16 protein-coding genes and 1 tRNA gene are annotated in these 19,406 nt (G+C 72.9%); 4 read left to right on the top strand and 13 right to left on the bottom strand.

Going from position 1 to position 19,406, the window contains the following annotated elements:
• Positions 1–102 precede the first annotated feature (102 nt).
• The 7 genes from ACPXCS_RS15100 to pgsA form a co-directional block, all read right to left on the bottom strand.
• The gene (locus ACPXCS_RS15100) at positions 103–855 is read right to left on the bottom strand and encodes a YebC/PmpR family DNA-binding transcriptional regulator (protein ID WP_031116589.1); all 753 of its coding nucleotides are present in this window, start codon (positions 853–855) and stop codon (positions 103–105) included.
• A gap of 48 nt (positions 856–903) precedes the next feature.
• A complete protein-coding gene (pdxT, locus tag ACPXCS_RS15105) occupies positions 904–1,512 on the bottom strand; it encodes a pyridoxal 5'-phosphate synthase glutaminase subunit PdxT (RefSeq protein ID WP_425949670.1) in 609 nt (202 codons plus the stop codon).
• A 7-nt stretch (positions 1,513–1,519) separates the two neighbouring features.
• On the bottom strand, positions 1,520–2,425 hold the full coding sequence (gene pdxS, locus ACPXCS_RS15110; RefSeq protein WP_365097096.1) for a pyridoxal 5'-phosphate synthase lyase subunit PdxS: 906 nt from the start codon (positions 2,423–2,425) through the stop codon (positions 1,520–1,522).
• A 158-nt stretch (positions 2,426–2,583) separates the two neighbouring features.
• Positions 2,584–3,126 (bottom strand): hypothetical protein, encoded by a 543-nt coding sequence (locus tag ACPXCS_RS15115; RefSeq protein ID WP_425949672.1) that lies wholly within the window; start codon positions 3,124–3,126, stop codon positions 2,584–2,586.
• A 358-nt stretch (positions 3,127–3,484) separates the two neighbouring features.
• On the bottom strand, positions 3,485–4,648 hold the full coding sequence (locus tag ACPXCS_RS15120) for a glycosyltransferase family 4 protein (RefSeq protein WP_425949674.1): 1,164 nt from the start codon (positions 4,646–4,648) through the stop codon (positions 3,485–3,487).
• Entirely contained in the window at positions 4,645–5,553 is a 909-nt protein-coding gene (locus tag ACPXCS_RS15125; protein WP_425949675.1) for a phosphatidylinositol mannoside acyltransferase, read from the bottom strand. The genes ACPXCS_RS15120 and ACPXCS_RS15125 overlap by 4 nt, the downstream gene beginning before the upstream one ends.
• Positions 5,550–6,308, bottom strand: a complete 759-nt coding sequence (gene pgsA / locus ACPXCS_RS15130; RefSeq protein ID WP_425949937.1) for a phosphatidylinositol phosphate synthase — start codon at positions 6,306–6,308, stop codon at positions 5,550–5,552. Before pgsA ends, ACPXCS_RS15125 begins: the two co-directional genes overlap by 4 nt.
• Before the next feature lie 245 nt (positions 6,309–6,553).
• Between pgsA and ACPXCS_RS15135 the strand changes: the two genes are divergently transcribed.
• A complete protein-coding gene (locus tag ACPXCS_RS15135; protein WP_425949677.1) occupies positions 6,554–8,752 on the top strand; it encodes an elongation factor G-like protein EF-G2 in 2,199 nt (732 codons plus the stop codon).
• A gap of 171 nt (positions 8,753–8,923) precedes the next feature.
• A complete protein-coding gene (locus ACPXCS_RS15140) occupies positions 8,924–10,591 on the top strand; it encodes a hypothetical protein (RefSeq protein WP_425949679.1) in 1,668 nt (555 codons plus the stop codon).
• Positions 10,592–10,774: 183 nt separating this feature from the next.
• Here ACPXCS_RS15140 and ACPXCS_RS15145 read toward each other — a convergent pair whose 3' ends face one another.
• The 4 genes from ACPXCS_RS15145 to ACPXCS_RS15160 form a co-directional block, all read right to left on the bottom strand.
• Positions 10,775–11,335, bottom strand: coding sequence for an HIT family protein (locus ACPXCS_RS15145; RefSeq protein ID WP_425949681.1), 561 nt, complete (start codon positions 11,333–11,335; stop codon positions 10,775–10,777).
• A 66-nt stretch (positions 11,336–11,401) separates the two neighbouring features.
• Positions 11,402–13,378 (bottom strand): threonine--tRNA ligase, encoded by a 1,977-nt coding sequence (thrS, locus tag ACPXCS_RS15150; protein WP_425949683.1) that lies wholly within the window; start codon positions 13,376–13,378, stop codon positions 11,402–11,404.
• Between the two features lie 91 nt (positions 13,379–13,469).
• On the bottom strand, positions 13,470–14,693 hold the full coding sequence (locus ACPXCS_RS15155) for a hypothetical protein (protein WP_425949684.1): 1,224 nt from the start codon (positions 14,691–14,693) through the stop codon (positions 13,470–13,472).
• Positions 14,690–15,256 carry a DUF4365 domain-containing protein gene (locus tag ACPXCS_RS15160; RefSeq protein ID WP_425949685.1) on the bottom strand — a complete coding sequence of 189 codons (567 nt, stop codon included), beginning with the start codon at positions 15,254–15,256 and terminating at the stop codon, positions 14,690–14,692. The genes ACPXCS_RS15155 and ACPXCS_RS15160 overlap by 4 nt, the downstream gene beginning before the upstream one ends.
• A 170-nt stretch (positions 15,257–15,426) precedes the next feature.
• On the opposite strand from ACPXCS_RS15160, the gene ACPXCS_RS15165 reads away from it, so the two are divergent.
• A complete protein-coding gene (locus ACPXCS_RS15165; protein WP_425949687.1) occupies positions 15,427–16,155 on the top strand; it encodes a 3'-5' exonuclease in 729 nt (242 codons plus the stop codon).
• Positions 16,156–16,239: 84 nt separating this feature from the next.
• Here ACPXCS_RS15165 and ACPXCS_RS15170 read toward each other — a convergent pair.
• Positions 16,240–16,311: transfer RNA gene (locus ACPXCS_RS15170), tRNA-Val, on the bottom strand.
• A gap of 39 nt (positions 16,312–16,350) precedes the next feature.
• Positions 16,351–16,797: an SRPBCC family protein gene (locus tag ACPXCS_RS15175; protein ID WP_425949688.1), complete on the bottom strand. Its 447-nt coding sequence runs from the start codon at positions 16,795–16,797 to the stop codon at positions 16,351–16,353.
• A 62-nt stretch (positions 16,798–16,859) separates the two neighbouring features.
• On the opposite strand from ACPXCS_RS15175, the gene ACPXCS_RS15180 reads away from it, so the two are divergent.
• Entirely contained in the window at positions 16,860–19,283 is a 2,424-nt protein-coding gene (locus ACPXCS_RS15180; protein WP_425949689.1) for an SCO7613 C-terminal domain-containing membrane protein, read from the top strand.
• Positions 19,284–19,406: the final 123 nt, after the last annotated feature.

Genomic DNA, 19,406 nt, shown 5'->3' on the forward strand with positions numbered 1-19,406 from the left:
CCGCTGGGCGGTGCCCCCAGTTTGTGCAGGCTATCGGGTGCCACCGACAACGCGACGGGCCGACGGGGTGTGTCCCGTCGGCCCGTCGCTCTGGTACGCGGGTCAGGCGTCGACCTTCTCCATGACCTCGTCGCTGACGTCGAAGTTGGCGAAGACGTTCTGCACGTCGTCGCTGTCCTCCAGCGCGTCGATCAGCTTGAAGATCTTCTTGGCGCCCTCCTCGTCCAGCTCGACCTGCATGGTCGGGACGAAGTTGGCGTCGGCGGAGTCGTAGTCGATGCCGGCGTCCTGGAGGGCGGTGCGGACCGCGACCAGGTCGGTGGCCTCGCTGATGACCTCGAAGGTCTCGCCGAGGTCGTTGACCTCCTCGGCACCGGCGTCCAGGACGGCGCCGAGGACGTCGTCCTCGGTCAGCTCGCCCTTGGGGACGATGACGACGCCCTTGCGGTTGAACAGGTACGACACCGAGCCCGGGTCGGCCATGGAGCCGCCGTTGCGGGTCATGGCGACGCGGACCTCGGAGGCGGCGCGGTTGCGGTTGTCGGTGAGGCACTCGATGAGCACCGCGACACCGTTCGGGCCGTAGCCCTCGTACATGATCGTCTCGTAGTCGGCGCCGCCGGCCTCCAGGCCCGCGCCGCGCTTGACCGCGGAGTCGATGTTCTTGTTGGGGACCGACGACTTCTTCGCCTTCTGGATGGCGTCGTAGAGCGTCGGGTTGCCCTCGGGGTCGGCGCCGCCCATCCGGGCCGCCACCTCGATGTTCTTGATCAGCTTCGCGAAGAGCTTGCCGCGCTTGGCATCGATGACGGCCTTCTTGTGCTTCGTCGTGGCCCATTTAGAGTGGCCGGACATCTGCCTGTCTCCTTCGCGTAACCCATCTCAGCAACGAACGCAGGAATCCTACAAGGACTCGGCTGTCCGGTTCGCCCTCACCATGGCGACGAACAGGGCGTGCACCCGGTGGTCACCGGTCAGTTCCGGGTGGAACGACGTGGCCAGCGCGTTGCCCTGGCGCACGGCGACGATGTGGCCGTCGTGCTCGGCGAGCACCTCGGCGGCGGCGCCGACGGACTCCACCCAGGGGGCGCGGATGAAGACGCCCTCCACGGGGTCGCCCTCGACGCCCCGCACGGCGACGGCCGCCTCGAAGGACTCGTTCTGCCGGCCGAAGGCGTTGCGGCGCACGATCATGTCGATGCCGCCGACGGTCTCCTGGCCCGAGCGCGGGTCGAGGATCTTGTCGGCGAGCATGATCATGCCGGCGCAGGTGCCGTAGACGGGCATGCCGTCCCGCACCCGCGCGCGCAGCGGCTCCATCACGCCGAACAGCACGGCCAGCTTCGAGATGGTCGTGGACTCGCCGCCGGGGATGACGAGGCCGTCGACCTCGGCGAGCTCCTCGGCGCGCCGCACCGGCCTGGCCACGGCGTCGGCCGCGGCCAGGGCCACGAGGTGCTCCCGTACGTCGCCCTGGAGGGCCAGGACGCCTATGACAGGTGCTTCGGTCATGAGTGGGTTACCAGCCGCGGTTGGCGTAGCGCTCGGCCTCGGGCAGGGTGTCGCAGTTGATGCCGACCATGGCCTCGCCGAGGTTGCGGGAGGCGTCCGCGATGATCTTCGGGTCGTCGTAGAAGGTGGTGGCCTTCACGATGGCGGCGGCGCGCTTGGCCGGGTCGCCGGACTTGAAGATGCCGGAGCCCACGAAGACGCCCTCGGCGCCGAGCTGGCGCATCAGGGCCGCGTCGGCCGGAGTGGCGACGCCGCCGGCGGAGAACAGCACGACCGGCAGCTTGCCGAGCTCGGCGACCTCCTTGACCAGCTCGTACGGGGCGCGCAGCTCCTTGGCGGCGGCGTACAGCTCGTGGTTGTCGTAGCCGCGCAGGCGAGCGATCTCGTTCTTGATCTGGCGCAGGTGGCGGACGGCCTCGACGACGTTGCCGGTGCCGGCCTCGCCCTTGGAGCGGATCATCGCGGCGCCCTCGGCGATGCGGCGCAGGGCCTCGCCCAGGTTGGTGGCACCGCAGACGAAGGGGGTGGTGAACGCCCACTTGTCGGAGTGGTTGACCTCGTCGGCCGGGGTGAGGACCTCGGACTCGTCGATGTAGTCGACGCCGAGGGACTGCAGCACCTGGGCCTCGACGAAGTGACCGATGCGGGACTTGGCCATGACCGGGATGGAGACGGCCTCGATGATGCCCTCGATCATGTCCGGGTCGGACATGCGGGCCACGCCGCCGTCCTTGCGGATGTCGGCCGGGACCCGCTCCAGGGCCATGACGGCGACGGCGCCCGCGTCCTCGGCGATCTTCGCCTGCTCCGGCGTGACGACGTCCATGATGACGCCGCCCTTGAGCTGCTCGGCCATGCCGCGCTTGACACGGGCGGTGCCGGTCTCGGGAGCCTGGTTTTCGGAGATGGACACGGGTGACCTCGCTGATGGGAAAGAGGGTTTCTGCAGCACCGAGGAAACGTGAGGGGACCAGTCCACATCAAGGGCCAATGGGAACGCCGTGGATCCTTTTCGGGAGGACCGGCGGAAAACGGCCGGTGAACCGGGCGGGCCGGCGGGCACGGTGCGGGCTAGGCGGCCCGGTCCACCAGGGCCGCCGGAGGCTCGTCGTCCATCTCGAAGGCCATGGGGAAGGGCGCGTGACCGGCCAGGCGGAACCAGCGCACCTTGCGGTGCCGGCGCAGGGCCCGGGCCGCGCGCACGGCGTCGTTGTGGAAGCGCCGGGCCATCGGGACCCGGCGGACCGCCTCCGTGAGTTCCCGGGCCGCTTCCTCTCCCCCGGGCGCTCCGCGCACCGCCTCCACCTGGGCCGGCTCCTCGAACACGGCGCGCAGCGCGTGGCTCAGATCGCTCTCGGCGACCTCCCGCTGTTCCTCCTCGGCCTGCCGGGCGGCGTGCGCGGCCTCGTAGAGGACGATCGAGGCGGCCGGGTCGAGCACGCCGGAGGTGGCCAGCTCCTGGGCGACGGAGGCGCGGCGCAGCAGCTGCGCGTCGAGGGCGGCGCGGGCGGCGTCGATCCGTGCGTGCAGCCGGTCCAGCCGCCCGGCCGTCCAGCTCAGGTACAGGCCGATCGCCACGAGGGCGACGAGGATCCAGATGAGGGTTGCGGTCACGGGCCAAGAGGCTACCGGGGCGCTCCACCGGGCCTGCGGGGTGCGGGGTGGGGCGGCCCGGGCCCCTCAAGGGACAGTCGCCCGGTGTCGCCCTGGAGCCCCGGTACCCCGGTACCCCGGTAGCCCGGAATCCGGCTGCCGCCCGGACGGCCTCGTCCTCGGACGCGGCATCGAAGCACCGGCAAGGCCCCTGCCCGTGCCCTGCGAGGGCCCGCGTCAGTCCCCCGCCGGCCGGAGTCCGGCCTCGCCGCGGACCCGCGGGCGCACGCGACGGGACGGCCTCCTCGCGCGGCCCCGCCCGACCCGCGGGCGCACGCGGCCGGACGGCCTCCTCGCGCCGCCGCGCGTCACCGCCGCCTCAGTCCCGCGCCAGCCCCAGCCGCCCCCACAGCCCCGTCGTGCGCTCGTCCGCGGCCACCGCTGCCGCGCCCGCCGTCACCGTCTCGTAGACGGAGAGGATGTCCGCGCCGACGGTCGACCAGTCGAAACGGCGCACGTGCGCGCTGCCCCGGTCGCGCAGTTCCGCGCGGCGTCCGGGGTCGGCCAGGAGGCGCAGGGCCGCGTCGGCCAGGGCGTCGGCGTCCTCGTTGGGGAACAGTTCGCCGGCCGCTCCCCGGTCCAGCACCTGGGCGAAGGCGTCCAGGTCGGAGGCGAGGACGGGGGCCCCGGCGGACATGGCCTCGACCAGGATGATGCCGAAGCTCTCGCCGCCGGTGTTGGGCGCCACGTACAGGTCGACGCTGCGCAGGAAGCGGGCCTTGTCCTCGTCGCTGACCATGCCGAGGAACTCCACGCGGGGGCGCAGCTCGGCGGGCAGGGACTCCACCGCCTCCTTCTCGTCACCGCGCCCGGCGACCAGCAGCCGGGTCTGCGGCCGGGCCGCGAGGATCCTCGGCAGGGCCTTCATGAGCACCGGCAGGCCCTTGCGGGGCTCGTCGATGCGCCCGATGAAGCCGATCGTGTCGCCCTGCCACTCGGCCTTGGGCTCGGCCCCGGCGAAGAAGCCGACGTCGACGCCGTTGGGGATCACCACCGCGTCCCCGCCGAGGTGTTCCACGAGCGTGCGGCGGGCGTACTCGCTCACCGCGATCCGGGCGCTGATCTTCTCCAGGGCGGCCTGGAGGATCGAGTAGGCGGCGATCATCGCGCGGGAGCGCGGATTGGACGTGTGGAAGGTCGCCACGATCGGGCCCTGGGCGGCCCAGCAGGCCAGCAGGCCCAGCGACGGCGAGGTCGGCTCGTGGATGTGGATCACGTCGAACGCGCCGTCGTGCAGCCAGCGCCGGACCCGCGCCGCGCTCAGAAAGCCGAAGTTCAGCCGGGCCACCGAGCCGTTGTACGGCACCGGCACCGCGCGCCCGGCGGAGACGACGTACGGCGGCAGCGGGGTGTCGTCGTCGGCCGGGGCCAGCACGGACACCTCGTGGCCGAGGCGCAGGAAGTACTCGGCGAGGTCGCGGATGTGGAACTGCACCCCGCCCGGCACGTCCCAGGAGTAGGGGCAGACGATGCCGATCCTCACGGGCGTCCCTTCGCGGGGTCGAGATCCGCGAGCCACAGGCGCTGCAGCATGTGCCAGTCCTCCGGATGGTCGGCGATGCCGGTGGCGAAGGCGTCGGCCAGCGCCTGCGTCATGACGGACGTCTTCTCGGCGCGCGTACCCGACTCGGGCACCTCGACCGGTGGATGGACCTGGCCGCGCATCACGGGCGAGTCGTCGTACCAGAGGGTGGCGGGCAGCAGCAGGGCGCCCGTGTGCTGGGCGAGCAGGGCCGGTCCGGCAGGCATCCGGGCCGTGTCGCCGAAGAAGCCGACCTCGACGCCGGAGGCGGACAGGTCGCGGTCGGCGACCAGGCAGACCAGGCCGCCGTCGCGCAGCCGCCGGGCCAGGGTGCCGAAGGCGCTGCCGCCGCTGTGCGGCAGGACCTCCATGCCGAGGCCCTCGCGGTAGGCGACGAACCGGTCGTAGAGCGTCTCGGGCTTCAGGCGCTCGGCGACCGTGGTGAAGGGTATGCCGAGCTCGGTGGTGACCCAGGCGCCGGCCAGGTCCCAGTTGGCCAGGTGCGGCAGGGCGAGGATCACGCCCCTGCCCGCGTCCATGCCCTCGGTCAGGTAGTGCAGGTCCTTGACGTCGACGCCCGCCCGGATGCGTTCCTTGCTCCAGGCGGGGAGGCGGAAGGACTCCATCCAGTAGCGCAGATACGACCGCATGCCCGCGCGGGACAGCTCGGCGAGGCGCTCGGGGCTCGCGCCCGGCACCACGCGCGCGTAGTTGCTCTCCAGGCGCTGCACGCCCTTGCCGCGCTGCTTCCAGGCGGCGTCGGCGATGACACGTCCGAGCCGTACGGCGGCCGGCTCGGGGAGTTTCCTGACGGTGCTCCAGCCGAGGCCGTACAGCGCGTCCGTCAGCCGGTCCTGGGCGCTCACGTGGCCGCCTCGCTCCCGTGTGACGCGTTGTGCTGGTCGCCCTCATTGTCCTGCGCGGCGGCCGCCGCCTGCTCGGCCTCGGCGGACTCCCTGCGGACCGTGACGACCCGCTGGATCAGCGTGACGAGGCTGCCCACGGCGACGATCCACAGGGCGATCGGCAGCAGGTACTGGATGCCCGGGACACCGAACGCGTGCAGGCCGGCGAGGCCGGCCGCGACCAGGGAGATCACCAGCCGCTCGGCGCGCTCGACCAGTCCGTTGACCGCGACCGGCAGGCCGATCGACTCGCCGCGGGCCTTGGTGTACGACACCACCTGGCCGCTGGCCAGGCAGAAGATCGAGACGGCGCACAGCACCAGGTCGTCGCCGCCGCCCGCGTACCAGAGGATGAAGCCGCCGAAGATCGCGCCGTCGGCGACCCGGTCGAGCGTGGAGTCGAGGAAGGCGCCCCAGCGGCTGGTGCGGCCGAGCTGGCGTGCCATGTTGCCGTCGACGAGGTCGGAGAACACGAACAGCGTGATCACGACCGTGCCCCAGAAGAACTCGCCCATGGGGTAGAAGACCAGCGCGCCCGCGACCACGCCGGCGGTGCCGATGAGCGTGACGGTGTCGGGGCTGACGCCCCGGCGGATCAGAAACGCGGCGAACGGTGTGAGGACACGCGTGAAGAATGCACGCGCGTACTTGTTCAGCATGGCCTTCCCGAGGGTCGGTGTCGCCGGGTGGCCCCTGCTGGCCATCGGCTGGCCCATCGTAGCCACGCGCGCGTGCGACCGAGGTGCGGGCACCCGCACCCCGTTCGGGCGAACCGGCGGGACGCCGGTGGGCGGCGTGATGACGTCGCTCGTATGGACGCACCGTGACGACAGTGGGAAGGTCGAATGACCGCGGGCGTCGCCGGAGCCGCCACCGCTGGGGATGCCCCCGGACGGAGTCCGGGGCAGGGCCCCGCGCGTCCGCGCCCACAGTGACCTCACCGTGCACGGGAGGCAGGATCATGGGCGACAAGGCACAGACACACCCCGGAGCCGCCGGCAGGGCGCAGGCGGCCGACCGCCCCCAGTCCGTACGGAATGTGGTGCTGGTCGGCCACTCCGGATCGGGCAAGACGACCTTGGTGGAGGCCCTCGCGCTGACGGCGGGGGCGGTGAACCGGGCGGGCCGCGTGGAGGACGGCGGCACCGTCTCCGACTACGACGAGATCGAGCACCGGCAGCAGCGCTCGGTGCAGCTCTCCCTGGTGCCCGTCGAGTGGGACGGCATCAAGGTCAACCTTCTCGACACCCCCGGATACGCCGACTTCGTCGGTGAGCTCAGGGCCGGTCTGCGGGCTGCGGACGCGGCCCTCTTCGTCGTCTCGGCCTCGGACGGCGTGGACGGCTCGACCCGCATGGTGTGGGAGGAGTGCGCGGCCGTGGGGATGCCCCGGGCCATCGTCGTGACGCACCTGGAGGCGGCGCGCGCCGACTTCGAGGAGATGACGCGGATCTGCGCGGAGGCCTTCGGCGCGGACGACCCGGACGCGGTCCTGCCGCTGTACCTGCCGCTGCACGGCCCGCAGGCGCCCGACGGGCACGCGCCGGTGACGGGTCTGATCGGGCTGCTGTCGCAGAAGCTGTTCGACTACTCGGCCGGCGAGCGCAAGGAGTCGGAGCCGGGCGAGGACCAGCTGCCGCTGATCGAGGAGGCCCGCAACCGGCTGATCGAGGGGATCATCTCGGAGAGCGAGGACGAGACCCTCATGGACCGCTACCTCGGCGGCGAGCCCGTCGAGGTCGAGCCGCTGATCGACGACCTGGAGCGGGCCGTGGCGCGCGGGGTCTTCTTCCCGGTGCTGGCCGCCGCCCCGGCGGGTGAGGGCGCCCGGCAGGGGCTGGGCACGGTGGAGCTGCTGGAGCTGATCACCGGTGGCTTCCCGACCCCGCTGGAGCACGGGACGGTACGGGTCACGACGATCGACGGCGAGCCGCGCGAGCTGAAGCCGTGCGATCCGGACGCGCCGCTGGTCGCGGAGGTCGTGAAGACGTCCTCGGACCCGTATGTGGGCCGGCTGTCGCTGATCCGCGTCTTCTCCGGCACCCTGCGCGCCGACCAGACGGTGCACGTCTCCGGGCACGGGCTGGCCGACCGGGGCCACGAGGACCACGACGTCGACGAGCGGATCGGCGCCCTGTCGACGCCGTTCGGCAAGCAGCAGCGCCCGGTGTCGCACGTCATCGCCGGTGACCTGGCGTGCGTGGCCAAGCTCAGCCGCGCCGAGACCGGCGACACCCTGTCCGCGAAGGACGACCCGCTGCTCATGGAACCGTGGCAGATGCCCGACCCGCTGCTGCCGCTGGCCATCCAGGCGCACAGCAAACCGGACGAGGACAAGCTGTCGCAGGGCCTGGCCCGGCTGGTGGCCGAGGACCCGACGATGCGTCTTGAGCAGAACCAGGACACCCACCAGGTGGTCCTGTGGTGCCTGGGCGAGGCGCACGCGGACGTGGCCCTGGAGCGGCTGCGCAGCCGTTACGGCGTCCAGGTCGACGTCGTGCCGCACCGGGTGTCGCTGCGCGAGACGTTCGCGACCAGGGCGGCCGGGCGCGGCCGGCACGTCAAGCAGTCCGGTGGGCACGGGCAGTTCGCCATCTGCGAGATCGAGGTGGAGCCGCTGCCGGGCGGCTCGGGCATCGAGTTCGTGGACAAGGTCGTCGGCGGCGCGGTGCCCCGGCAGTTCATCCCGTCGGTCGAGAAGGGCGTACGGGCCCAGGCCGCCAAGGGGGTCGCCGCCGGGCATCCGCTGATCGACGTCCGCGTGACCCTGCTGGACGGCAAGGCGCACTCGGTGGACTCCTCCGACGCCGCGTTCCAGACGGCCGGGGCGCTCGCGCTGCGGGAGGCCGCCGCCGACGCCAGGATCCATCTGCTGGAACCGGTGGCCGAGGTGTCGGTGCTGGTCGGCGACGACTTCGTGGGCTCGGTGATGAGCGACCTGTCGAGCCGGCGCGGCCGCGTGCTCGGCACCGAGCAGACACCCGGTGGGCGCACCGTGATCCGGGCCGAGGTGCCCGAGATCGAGATCGGCCGCTACGCGATCGACCTGCGCTCGATGACGCACGGCACGGCCCGCTTCAGCCGCCGCTACGCGCGCCACGAGCCGATGCCGCAGCAGGTGGCGGACCGGGTGCGCGAAGAGGCGCGTGCCGCTTCGTAGTTGGCGCCCCGGCGCCTCCAAGTGCCCCCGTGAGGGCTCCCTTCCGGGTCGGCGGACGGCTTGCGGGCCGTCCGCCGACGGCTGCGGATGTGTGCCGATACGCTGATGACCTGATCAACAGGTGTGCGGAGTGCGGAAGTCGGGAAGGCCGCAGATGCAGATGCGGCAGCGATGGGGGCGGCAGTGACGGACGGATTCGACTTCAGTCCCGGGGCCCAGGTGCCCGTGGCGGGCGCGAGCGGCCAGACGGCGGCGACGTATGCCCTGGCCGCGGCGGCGTACCGGGACGACGAGGTCACGAAGATCCTCAACGCCGACAACGAGTGGCACCAGTCGAAGGTGACCCCACCGCGCCCCTGGGCGAAGATCTTCCGCCCCCGGTTCGGTGAGGCCTTCTCCCGCGCGGTCATCGACCGCATGCTGGGCGCCGGGCGCAAGCCGGTCATCCAGTCCTTCGGCATCGAGCCGCAGGTCGTCGTGGAGCACTGCCTGGCGGCCCACCGCATCCGCCGCGACCGCGACAACATGCTCTCGGCGATCACGGTCATCTGCGGGGTGCTGTTCCTGCCGGGCTTCCTGGTGTGGCTGCTGGTGTTCACGCTGCGCACCACCATGGCCAGGCGGGAGGACAAGCGCGCCGGCGCCCTGGCGACGACGCTGCTGGTCGCGGTGGGCGCGCTGGCCGTGCTGTTCCTGCTGCGGATGCCGTTCACCGGGTTCTGGGGGTGGTACGCGCGCCTGGCGATCGTCATGCCGGTGGTCGGCTGGTTCTGGGCCAAGCACGTCTGCGAGCGCACGGCCCGCGATCTGCGCGAGCGCTGGTCGAGCCTGCTGTCGGGCGGCGGAGTCGGCGCGAAGATCCCCGAGGCCGTGCCGGGCACTCCCGGCGACGCGGCCGAGCAGGTCCGCAAGGAGCTGGCCCGTCTCGCCGCCGAGCAGCGCTCCAACTCGGCCTTCTACGCCGGGCCCAAGGGCATCCTCGGCATGGGCACGCGCTGGGGCAGCTGGCAGCTGGCCGAGGAGCTGGTCTCCGCCGAGCCGGGCAAGGACTTCCACCCCTTCCGCAGCTGGGACGTCATCGTGGCGATCCAGGGCGGTCTGGGCATGCTGGAGCGCACGTCCATCAACACCGGCGGCTTCCCGAAGCCGACCATCACGCACTGGGTCGTCACGCCGATCGGCGAGAAGGCGACGGAGGTGTCCCGCCCCAGCGGCACGGACGTCGAGGCGTACACGGTCCGGAACCACGCCATACAGGAGATCTGCAACAAGCAGCAGTTCGGCAGCGGCGACCGGCACTACCTGGGCGTGCAGTGGACCCTGTGGGACGGCCACCTGGTGATCACGATGCTGATCACGGTGACCGTGCTCCACGACACGCTGCGCATCGAGGTCACCGGTCACGCCCTGGGCCCGGTGAACTCGCTGTTCAACGAGAAGCCCGCGGCCCGGGAGAAGACGGTGCAGAAGTCGCTCCGCTTCTGGGAGACCCGCACCGTGAAGCTCCCGCTGATCGACGCCGACGAGGTGGTACGCCTGGCCGCGCGCGCCCCGCTGACCTGGTACCCGCCGCTGCTGAACTGGCTCGGCGGGCGCCTGACGCTGCCGGAGCCGTTCGGTCTGCGGCACGCCTGGGCGGACCAGCCGTGGCGGCACCGGTTCATGGCGGACGACGCGCTGCGGGCGGCGACGCCGGTGCTGCGGGTGGTGCACGCCGCCGCGCTGAAGGTGCTGCGGGAGAACGGGGTGAGCGTGGAGAAGTTCGGGGCGCGGTCGGCGGCGCTCAGCGGGGCGGTGCAGGATGCTTCGCCGAAGAAGGCGGATGTGTACGACGCCTAGGGGGTGAGGTGCCCTGCGTTGTGGCTGGGGCGAGGGTGGGTGCGCAGCCCGGCGCTGCGGGGTGCCTCCCCCAAGCTCTTCGAGCAGGGGGACCCCCGGCGCCCACCCTCCCCCGAGCTCTCGGCTTCGCTCGAGCAGGGGGCACCCCCATCGCCCCAGCGGTAGGCCTGCCCGCAGGCTGAGCTAGCTGGTCGGCCAGGCGTCCGCCAGCATCTTCCTGGTGTCGGCGAGCAGCTGCGGCAGCACCCGCGTGTGCCCCACCACCGGCATGAAGTTCGTGTCCCCGCCCCACCGCGGCACGATGTGCTGGTGCAGGTGCGCCGCGATGCCGGCGCCGGCGACGGAGCCCTGGTTCATGCCGATGTTGAAGCCGTGCGCCCCGGAGGCGGTGCGCAGGGCCGTCATCGCCTGCTTGGTGAGTTCGCCCAGCTCGGCGGTCTCCGCGGCCGTCAGGTCGGTGTAGTCGGCCACGTGCCGGTAGGGCACGGTCATCAGGTGCCCGCCGTTGTACGGGTAGAGGTTGAGCACCGCGTAGACCTGCTCGCCGCGCCGGACGACGAGCCCGTCCTCGTCGGACTTGGCCGGGATCGAGCAGAAGGGGCAGCCGTCGCCGGCGCCCGGGCCGGTCGGCTTGTTCTCACCCTGGATGTAGGCCATCCGATGGGGCGTCCACAGACGCTGGAACGCGTCCTGCGTCCCCACTCCCAGCTGCTGCTCCGGCTCACTCGTCATGCAGTGCAGCATATGGCGTCGAGCTGGGGGGACGGCAAAGGCCCCCGGGATCCACCCGGGGGCCCGTGCGCCGTGCGATCAGACCTGCGCGCGCTCCTCGACGACCTTGTGGATCTTCGCGAGGGCCTCGTCGAAGGGGATGCCGTTCTCCTGCGAACCGTCGCGGTAGCGGAAGGACACCGAACCCTGCGACATGTCCTCGTCGCCCGCGATGACCATGAAGGGCACCTTCTGCTTCTGGGCGTTGCGGATCTTCTTCTGCATCCGGTCGGAGGAGGAGTCGACCTCGACCCGCAGCCCCTGCTTCCGGGCGGCCGCGGCGAACTTCTCCAGGTACTCGACGTGCGCGTCGCCGATCGGGATGCCGAGCGCCTGGACCGGGGCCAGCCAGGCCGGGAAGGCGCCCGCGTAGTGCTCGAGGAGCACCGCGAAGAAGCGCTCGATCGAACCGAACAGGGCGCGGTGGATCATGACCGGGCGCTGCTTGGAGCCGTCGGCGGAGGTGTACTCCAGGTCGAAGCGCTCCGGCAGGTTGAAGTCGAGCTGGATGGTCGACATCTGCCAGGTGCGGCCGATGGCGTCCTTGGCCTGGACGGAGATCTTCGGGCCGTAGAAGGCGGCGCCGCCCGGGTCCGGGACGAGGGGCAGGCCCTGCTTCTCGGCGACCTGGCGCAGGGTCTCGGTCGCCTCCTCCCAGGCCTCGTCGGAGCCGACGAACTTCTCCGGGTCCTTGGTGGACAGCTCCAGGTAGAAGTCGGTCAGGCCGTAGTCGCGCAGCAGCTCCAGCACGAAGGTGAGCAGCTTGTCGAGCTCCTCGGACATCTGCTCGCGCGTGCAGTAGATGTGCGCGTCGTCCTGGGTGAAGCCGCGGGCGCGGGTCAGGCCGTGCACGACGCCCGACTTCTCGTACCGGTACACGGTCCCGAACTCGAACAGGCGCAGCGGCAGTTCGCGGTAGGAGCGGCCGCGCGCGTCGAAGATCAGGTTGTGCATCGGGCAGTTCATGGGCTTGAGGTAGTAGTCCACGCCCTCGTCGAGCTGCATGGGCGGGTACATGCCGTCGGCGTACCAGTCCAGGTGGCCCGAGGTCTCGAAGAGCTTCCCCTTCGTCGCGTGCGGGGTGTAGACGAACTCGTAGCCCGCCTCCTCGTGCCGCTTGCGCGAGTAGTCCTCCATGACCCGGCGGATGATGCCGCCCTTGGGGTGGAAGACGGCGAGGCCGGAGCCGATCTGCTCCGGGATGGAGAACAGGTCGAGCTCGCTGCCCAGCTTGCGGTGGTCGCGCTTCTCGGCCTCGGCGAGGAACTCCAGGTGCGCCTTCAGCTCGTCCTTGGTCGGCCAGGCGGTGCCGTAGATGCGCTGGAGCATCGGGTTCTTCTCGCTGCCGCGCCAGTAGGCGGCCGCGTTGCGCATCAGCTTGAACGCCGGGATGTTGCGGGTGGTGGGCAGGTGGGGACCGCGGCAGAGGTCCTTCCAGCACAGCTCGCCGGTCTTGGCGTCCAGGTTGTCGTAGATCGTCAGCTCGCCGGCGCCGACCTCGACGTCCGCTCCGTCGTCGGAGGAGGCGGAGCCCTTCAGACCGATCAGCTCCAGCTTGTACGGCTCGCCGGCCAGCTCCTCGCGGGCGGCGTCGTCGGTGACGACGCGGCGGGAGAAGCGCTGCCCGCGCTTCTGGATCTCCTGCATCTTCTTCTCGATGGCCTTGAGATCCTCGGGCGTGAACGGCTTCTCGACGTCGAAGTCGTAGTAGAAGCCGTCCTTGACGGGCGGGCCGATGCCGAGCTTGGCCTCGGGGAAGAGCTCCTGCACGGCCTGCGCCATGACGTGCGCGGTGGAGTGGCGCAGGATGTTGAGACCGTCCTCGGAGGAGATCTCGACGCCCTCGACCTCGTCGCCGTCCGCCAGGGCGTACGACAGGTCCTTGAGCTCGCCCGCCACGCGTGCGGCGATGATCGAGCGCTCGCCGGCGAAGAGCTCGGCGGCCGTAGTGCCCGTCGTCACCACGCGTTCTTCCCGCTCGGAATCGCGTTGGATGATCACACGGACGTCTGACACCGGTCTCTCCTGACTGAAGGGGGCTGCGGCGCCATACCGGAGCGCACGCACGAGTAAGGATCGTACCGACCCGGGACCACCCGGGGCGAAATCAGTCCCCGCAGTCCCCTCCGCAGGCCTCCTCGAAGAAGTCGAGGTTCTCCTGGAGCTCCTTCATCAGCCGGTCCCGCTCGGCGTCGTCGACCTGCACGGGGACGACGCCGTGCGCCCCGGTCAGGCGGCGGAACCCGCCCCGGCTCTCCAGCCTGCCGTGCACCCGCACGGGCAGCCCGACCAGGTGGGCGTGCCCGGCGATGCGGTAGGCCTCCTCGTCGAGGGTGATCCGGACGTGCGGCACGTCGGCCCCGGCCAGGACGCGCAGCCGTACGGTGCCCTCGCCGCGCGGGCCCGACCGGCGCATGCGGGTGACCGCCCCGGTGATCCGCACCGGCACGGCGGGCTCCTCGCGCAGGTAGCGGGTGCCGGCCTCGCGCAGCGCGGGCAGGTCTCCGGGGGAGAACTCGACGGGCTCGGCGGCGGGCGCGCAGCCCTCGGGCACCCCGGCCGCCGGGGCCCAGGCGACGGCGATCCGGGCGCCCTCGGTGCCCCGGACGAGCGCGACGAGGGACTCGGTGAGCTCGTGGCTCACCCCGGCCTCGACCGCCGCGTCGAAGGCGTCCATGCCGCCGGTGGCGCGCTGGTAGTCGATGGCCTCGCGGGCGGCGAAGAGGGCCTGGTGGAGGCGTACGGCGAGGGGGCGGCCGCCGGTGACGGGCACGAAGGCGGTGAGCCGGCCGCCGGTGGCGGAGCCGACGAGGACGTTCTCCAGGGCCGCGGCGGCGGCGCGGCGGTGGCGGGCGCCGTGGTAGCCGGCCCGCGCGCGGGTGGCGAGGGCGGCGGCGAGCAGCGTCCGGCGGGCGGCGGTGCGCAGCCGTTCCTCGGCGGTCCAGGACGCCGCACCGGCCGGCCCGTCGGGGACGTCCTGCCACCAGCGGATCTCGTCGCTGGGCACGGCGAGGGAGACGAGGACCTCGCGGGCGGAGGGCGCGCCGGTGCGGGAGAGGGCCACCAGTGCCTCGGCGAGCAGGTCCTCGCTGTCGGGGAAGGCGCGGCTCTCGGGCACCAGCAGGCTCGTTCCGCCGCCGGGTCCGGGCGGCGTCCAGCGGCCGTAGCGGCCCGGGGCGCCGCCGCGGCGCTGCCAGCCGTGGCGGCGCAGCAGGGCGCCGAGCACGGCCGGGTCGACGGCGCCGGGCTCGGGCGGTGCGCCGCTCCAGGCGCTGTCCACGGGGTGGGGCCGGACGGGCCTCGCCGGTTCCTCGGTCGGGCGGTGCGTCACGGTCTTCCTCCCGTCCCGACCCGCGTCATGATCTCGCACAGCGCCCGGTCGTCGAAGATGCGCGCGGTCGGTACGCGCACGGTGGTGCGGCGGCGGCCGGTGATCGGGTGGCCGGCGAGGTTGGTCCAGTAGCAGCAGTGCCTCAGGTCGAGCCGGTCGTGGCCGGCGCGCAGCCAGTCGTCCTGCGAGCGCGGCACCAGCATCACCACCAGGATCTTGTGCACGGACACGGGGGTGCGGGCGAGCTTCGCCAGGTGGTCGTTGTCGAGCGTGAAGGCGAAGGTGCGGCCCGGGGGGCGGGGCGGCACCTGGTAGGTGGCCTTGAGCTGCACCTTGATGGTGACCTCGTCGTCGACCGTGTGCCCGGGGGCGCTGTGGCTGACGTGCCAGTCGATGCCGTTGTCGGGGAAGGGCTGGGACAGCGAGCAGCCGGCGGCCGCCGCGACGGCGTGCAGATAACCGACCTGCAGTGTCTCCATGCAGGCGGTGGTGGCGAGAGAGCCGCGAGAGGGAGCCGTGCTCTCGGGCAGCAGCCCGCCCCGTTCGGGCTGCGCTATGGCCATGGCCCAACAGCCTTCCAGAACAAGTGATTCCCCGCTGCGGGCCGCTGAACTGCACCGACCCGTACTCCTGTTGTCTCCTTCCGGCGTACGGCGCAAACAGCCCGGGTATCACCGGATCGGGCAGCGGACGGTATGTCAACTGCCGAGGGTGAACGAGGGGTTGTGTGGCTATGACGACGTGCTGGTTCGAAGGGCCGCTGGCCGCCTTCGACACGGAGACGACGGGCGTGGACGTCGAGACCGACCGGATCGTGTCGGCCTCCGTCGTCGTCCAGGACGCCCCGGGCATGCGGCCGCGGGTCAGCCGGTGGCTGGTGAACCCGGGAGTGCCGGTGCCCGCCGAGGCGACGGCGGTGCACGGGCTGACGGAGGAACACCTGCAGCGCAACGGCCGGTGGCCGGCGCCGGTGATGTTCGAGATAGCGGAGGCGCTGGCGGAGCAGGCCCATGTCGGGCGTCCGGTCGTGGTGATGAACGCGCCGTTCGATCTGACCATGCTGGACCGGGAGTTGCGCCGCCACCGGGCGTCGGCGCTCGGCCGCTGGTTCGAGTCGGCGCCGCTGCTGGTGCTCGACCCGAGGGTCCTGGACAAGCACCTGGACCGCTACCGCAAGGGCCGCCGCACCCTGACGGACCTGTGCGCGCACTACGGCGTCGCCCTGGAGGGCGCGCACGACGCGGCGGCGGACGCCGTGGCGGCGCTGGAGGTGACCCGGGCGGTGGGCCGCCGGTTCGCGTCCCGGCTGGAGCGGCTCGCGCCCGGTGAGCTGCACACGCTGCAGGCGGTGTGGCACGCGGCGCAGGCCCGGGGCCTGCAGGCGTGGTTCGCGCGCAGCGGCGTGGACGAGGCGGTCGATCCGGCCTGGCCGCTGCGTCCGGACCTGCCGGCGGCGGCCTGAGCACGCGGCGCGGGGTGTGAGGCTCATGCGGGGCATGAGGGCATGAAAAAACCGGTCCGTCTGCGACGGACCGGCTGTTTCCGGTGGGCGATACTGGGTTCGAACCAGTGACCTCTTCGGTGTGAACGAAGCGCTCTCCCACTGAGCTAATCGCCCGGGAACGCACTGAACCATACAGGTCCCGGCACGCTTCCTTCAAACCGTTCGCAGGTGCCGGAGCAGTCCGCGCCGCCCCGACCGCATCATCAGGGCGTGGTTGGCGCGGAAGAGGGGCCGTCCCGGTACGGCGAACCGCCGCAGCAGCGGCTTGGTGACGCTCACCACCTGGTCGTACCGCGCGAGACTGCCCGTCCCGTGCGGTGTGACCGTCCAGCGCGCCCAGCCCTCGATGTCCCCGGACACGTCGATCTGCAGCACCCCGGCCGCGGGGTCGCTCCGCACCTGGCGTGCCGTGAAGGTCATGTCGTAGGGCAGGACGGAGCGGATCCGGATCGTTCCGGTGGTGTCGTCGAGCCGGGTCACCTCGCGGACCTGGCGCCACCAGCGGGGGTAGTCCTCGGGGCGCCGCAGCACCTCGAACACGGCGGCCGGCGGTGCGGGCAGGGGCCACAGGCTGCGGAAGCGGTAGTGGTTCCAGTCCATGCCCGCAGTCTGCCCACTCAGCGGCCGGTACCGGCTGAGTACGCGCCTGAGTACCGGCACTCATGCCCGGCGCGGTGACCCGGGCCACACTGCGTGCCATGACGCACCTTCCGCCCCCGGCCGAGGAACTGCGGTTCCTCGACGCCGAACTACGGCAACTGGACGCCCGCCGGGCCCACCTGCTGGCCCGTCGCGCCTGGCTGGTCGCGGCCCTGCAGCAGACGGGGCAGCCGTCGCGGCCCTGGGCGCACCCGCGCACGCCGTCCGCCGCGGCGGCGCGCCCGGAGACCGCCGCGCCCAGCGTGCAGAACGTGCTCCTGGTGCTGGGCGGTGTCCTGCTCACGCTCGCGGCGGCGGTCTTCACGCTGGTCAGCTGGGGGCACCTGGGCATCACCGGGCGGGCGCTGGTGCTCGGCGCGGTCACCCTGGCCGCGCTCGCGGTGCCGGCGGTGCTGCTGCGCCGGGGACTGCGGTCGACGGCCGAGGCCGTGGCCGGGCTCGGGCTGGCCCTGACCGTCCTGGACGCGTACGCGCTGCACGAGGCGGCCCTCGCCGGAACGGACGGCACGGGATACGCGGCGGCCGCGACGGCGGTGCTGGCCGGGCTGTGGGCGGCGTACGGTCTGCTGCCGGCCACGGCCGCGCTGCGGCTGCCGCTGCCCGCCGCCCTGGCGGCGGCCCAGTTCCCGCTGCTGCTGACGGCACTGGCCGCCGACGCGGGTCCGTCCGTGATCGCGCTCGCGCTGCTGACGACGGCCGGGGCGGACGCGGTGGTGGCGCTGCGGGTGGCGGCCCCCGCCGTGCGGATCCCGGCGGTCGTCGGCGCGTACGGCTCGGGCGGGTGCGGTGTCCTCGTCGCCGGCTGGCTGTCCCTGACGGCAGGCGGTCCGGGCTCCGCCGCGCGGGCGGGCGCGCTGCTGCTGCTCGCGGCGGCGATCGCCCTGGTCACGGCCTGGCGCGGCGCGGGAGCCGCGCACTGCCTCGGCCTCACGATCGCCTCGGGGCTGCTCGCCGTCGCCGCACTCGGCGGGGTGCCGCGCACGGTGGTGCCGCCGGAGTGGGTCGTCCCGGTTCATCTGGCGCTCGCTGTCGCCCTGTTGGCGGCGCTGGGGGCAGCCCGGCTGCCGGACCCCGTGCGACGCGGTCTGCTGTGGGCCTCCGCCGCCGTCCAGGCCCTGGCCCTGCTGTGGACGCTGCCCGTTCTCGCCCTGGTGGTGCTGGGCCCGGCCGGTCTGCTGGGCCGGGTGTGGAGCGGCGCGCCGTCGGACGCGCGGGCGGCGGTCGCCGTCGAGGCGCCGTGGCCGCCGGACGCGGTGACGGCTCCCCTGGTGCTGACGGCGGTCGCGGCGGTGCTCGCGCTGGTGGTGCGTGAGCAGCGGTGGCGGCCTCGCGCCCGCCTCGGCGCGCTGGGTCTGCTGTGGGCCGCCGCCCTGCTGCTGCCCGCGGTCCTCGCGGTCCCGTACGTCGCCGGGATGTCGGTCCTCGTCGTCCTGACGGCGGCCGCGCTGGCCACGGCCCGGACCACACGATCGCTTGAGGGGCGGATCACCGCCCTCGTCCTGGCGCTGGTGACGGCCGTCGACCTCGCTCTGATCTCGCTCGCCTCGCAGACCGCGACGCTGGTGGTGCTGTCCGTGCTGACGGCCCTGCTCGCCGCGTTCTCCTGGCGGACGGGGCTCACCCCCTTCACCGCCCCGGCCGCCCTGGTGTGCGCCGCCGCGCTGGCCGGGTCCGCGGGCGCCGCCGTGGACTGGCCGCCGGCCCGCACGGCCCTGCTGGTCCTGGCGGTACCCGCGGCCGCCGCCCTGCTCGCGGCGCGCCTGGCCGAGCCCCGGGCGGTGGTGGCGGTGGAGAGCACCGGAGCCGCCACCGGCCTGCTCGCCGTGGGCCTCGCCGTGACGGACCCGCCGCTGCTCGCCCTGGTGCTGGCCCTGTGCGGGGTGATCGCCGCGGGCACCGCGCTGCGTTCCGGCCGGCGTCCGGCCGGCTACGCCGCCACGGCCCTGTTCGTGCTGGCCGCGTGGGTGCGGCTGGCCGCCTGGGACGTCTCCACGCCCGAGGCGTACACGCTCCCGGTGTCCCTGCCGGTCCTGCTCGTCGGGGCCCTGCGCCGGCGCCGCGACCCGCGGTGCTCCTCGTGGACGGCGTACGGTGCGGGGCTGGCCGCGACCGGGCTGCCGAGCCTGGTGGCGGCCTGGGCCGATCCGCACTGGACGCGCCCGCTGCTGCTGGGCACGGCCGCGCTGCTGGTCACCCTGCTGGGTGCCCGGCACCACCTCCAGGCGCCGCTGGTGCTCGGCGGCTCGGTACTGGCCCTGGTCACGCTGCACGAACTCGCCCCGTACGTCGTGCAGGTGACCGGAGCGCTCCCCCGCTGGGCGCCGCCCGCCCTCGCGGGACTCCTGCTGCTCGCTCTCGGCGCGACGTACGAGCAGCGGATCCGGGACGTCCGCCGGGTGCGGGACGTGCTGGGGAGGATGAGCTAGGGCGCCCGCGCGGGCCCGTGCGCGGCCTCCGGGCGCCCGGGGGCCTCTCGACCGCGGCCGGGGACCGTGATGTCATGCAGGTTTCCGGGCGGCCGCCGGGCAGCGGCAGGGCCGGGCAGGGAC

Origin of the sequence: Streptomyces sp. DT190, from assembly GCF_049846985.1 — a bacterium.
GTDB lineage: Bacteria > Actinomycetota > Actinomycetes > Streptomycetales > Streptomycetaceae > Streptomyces.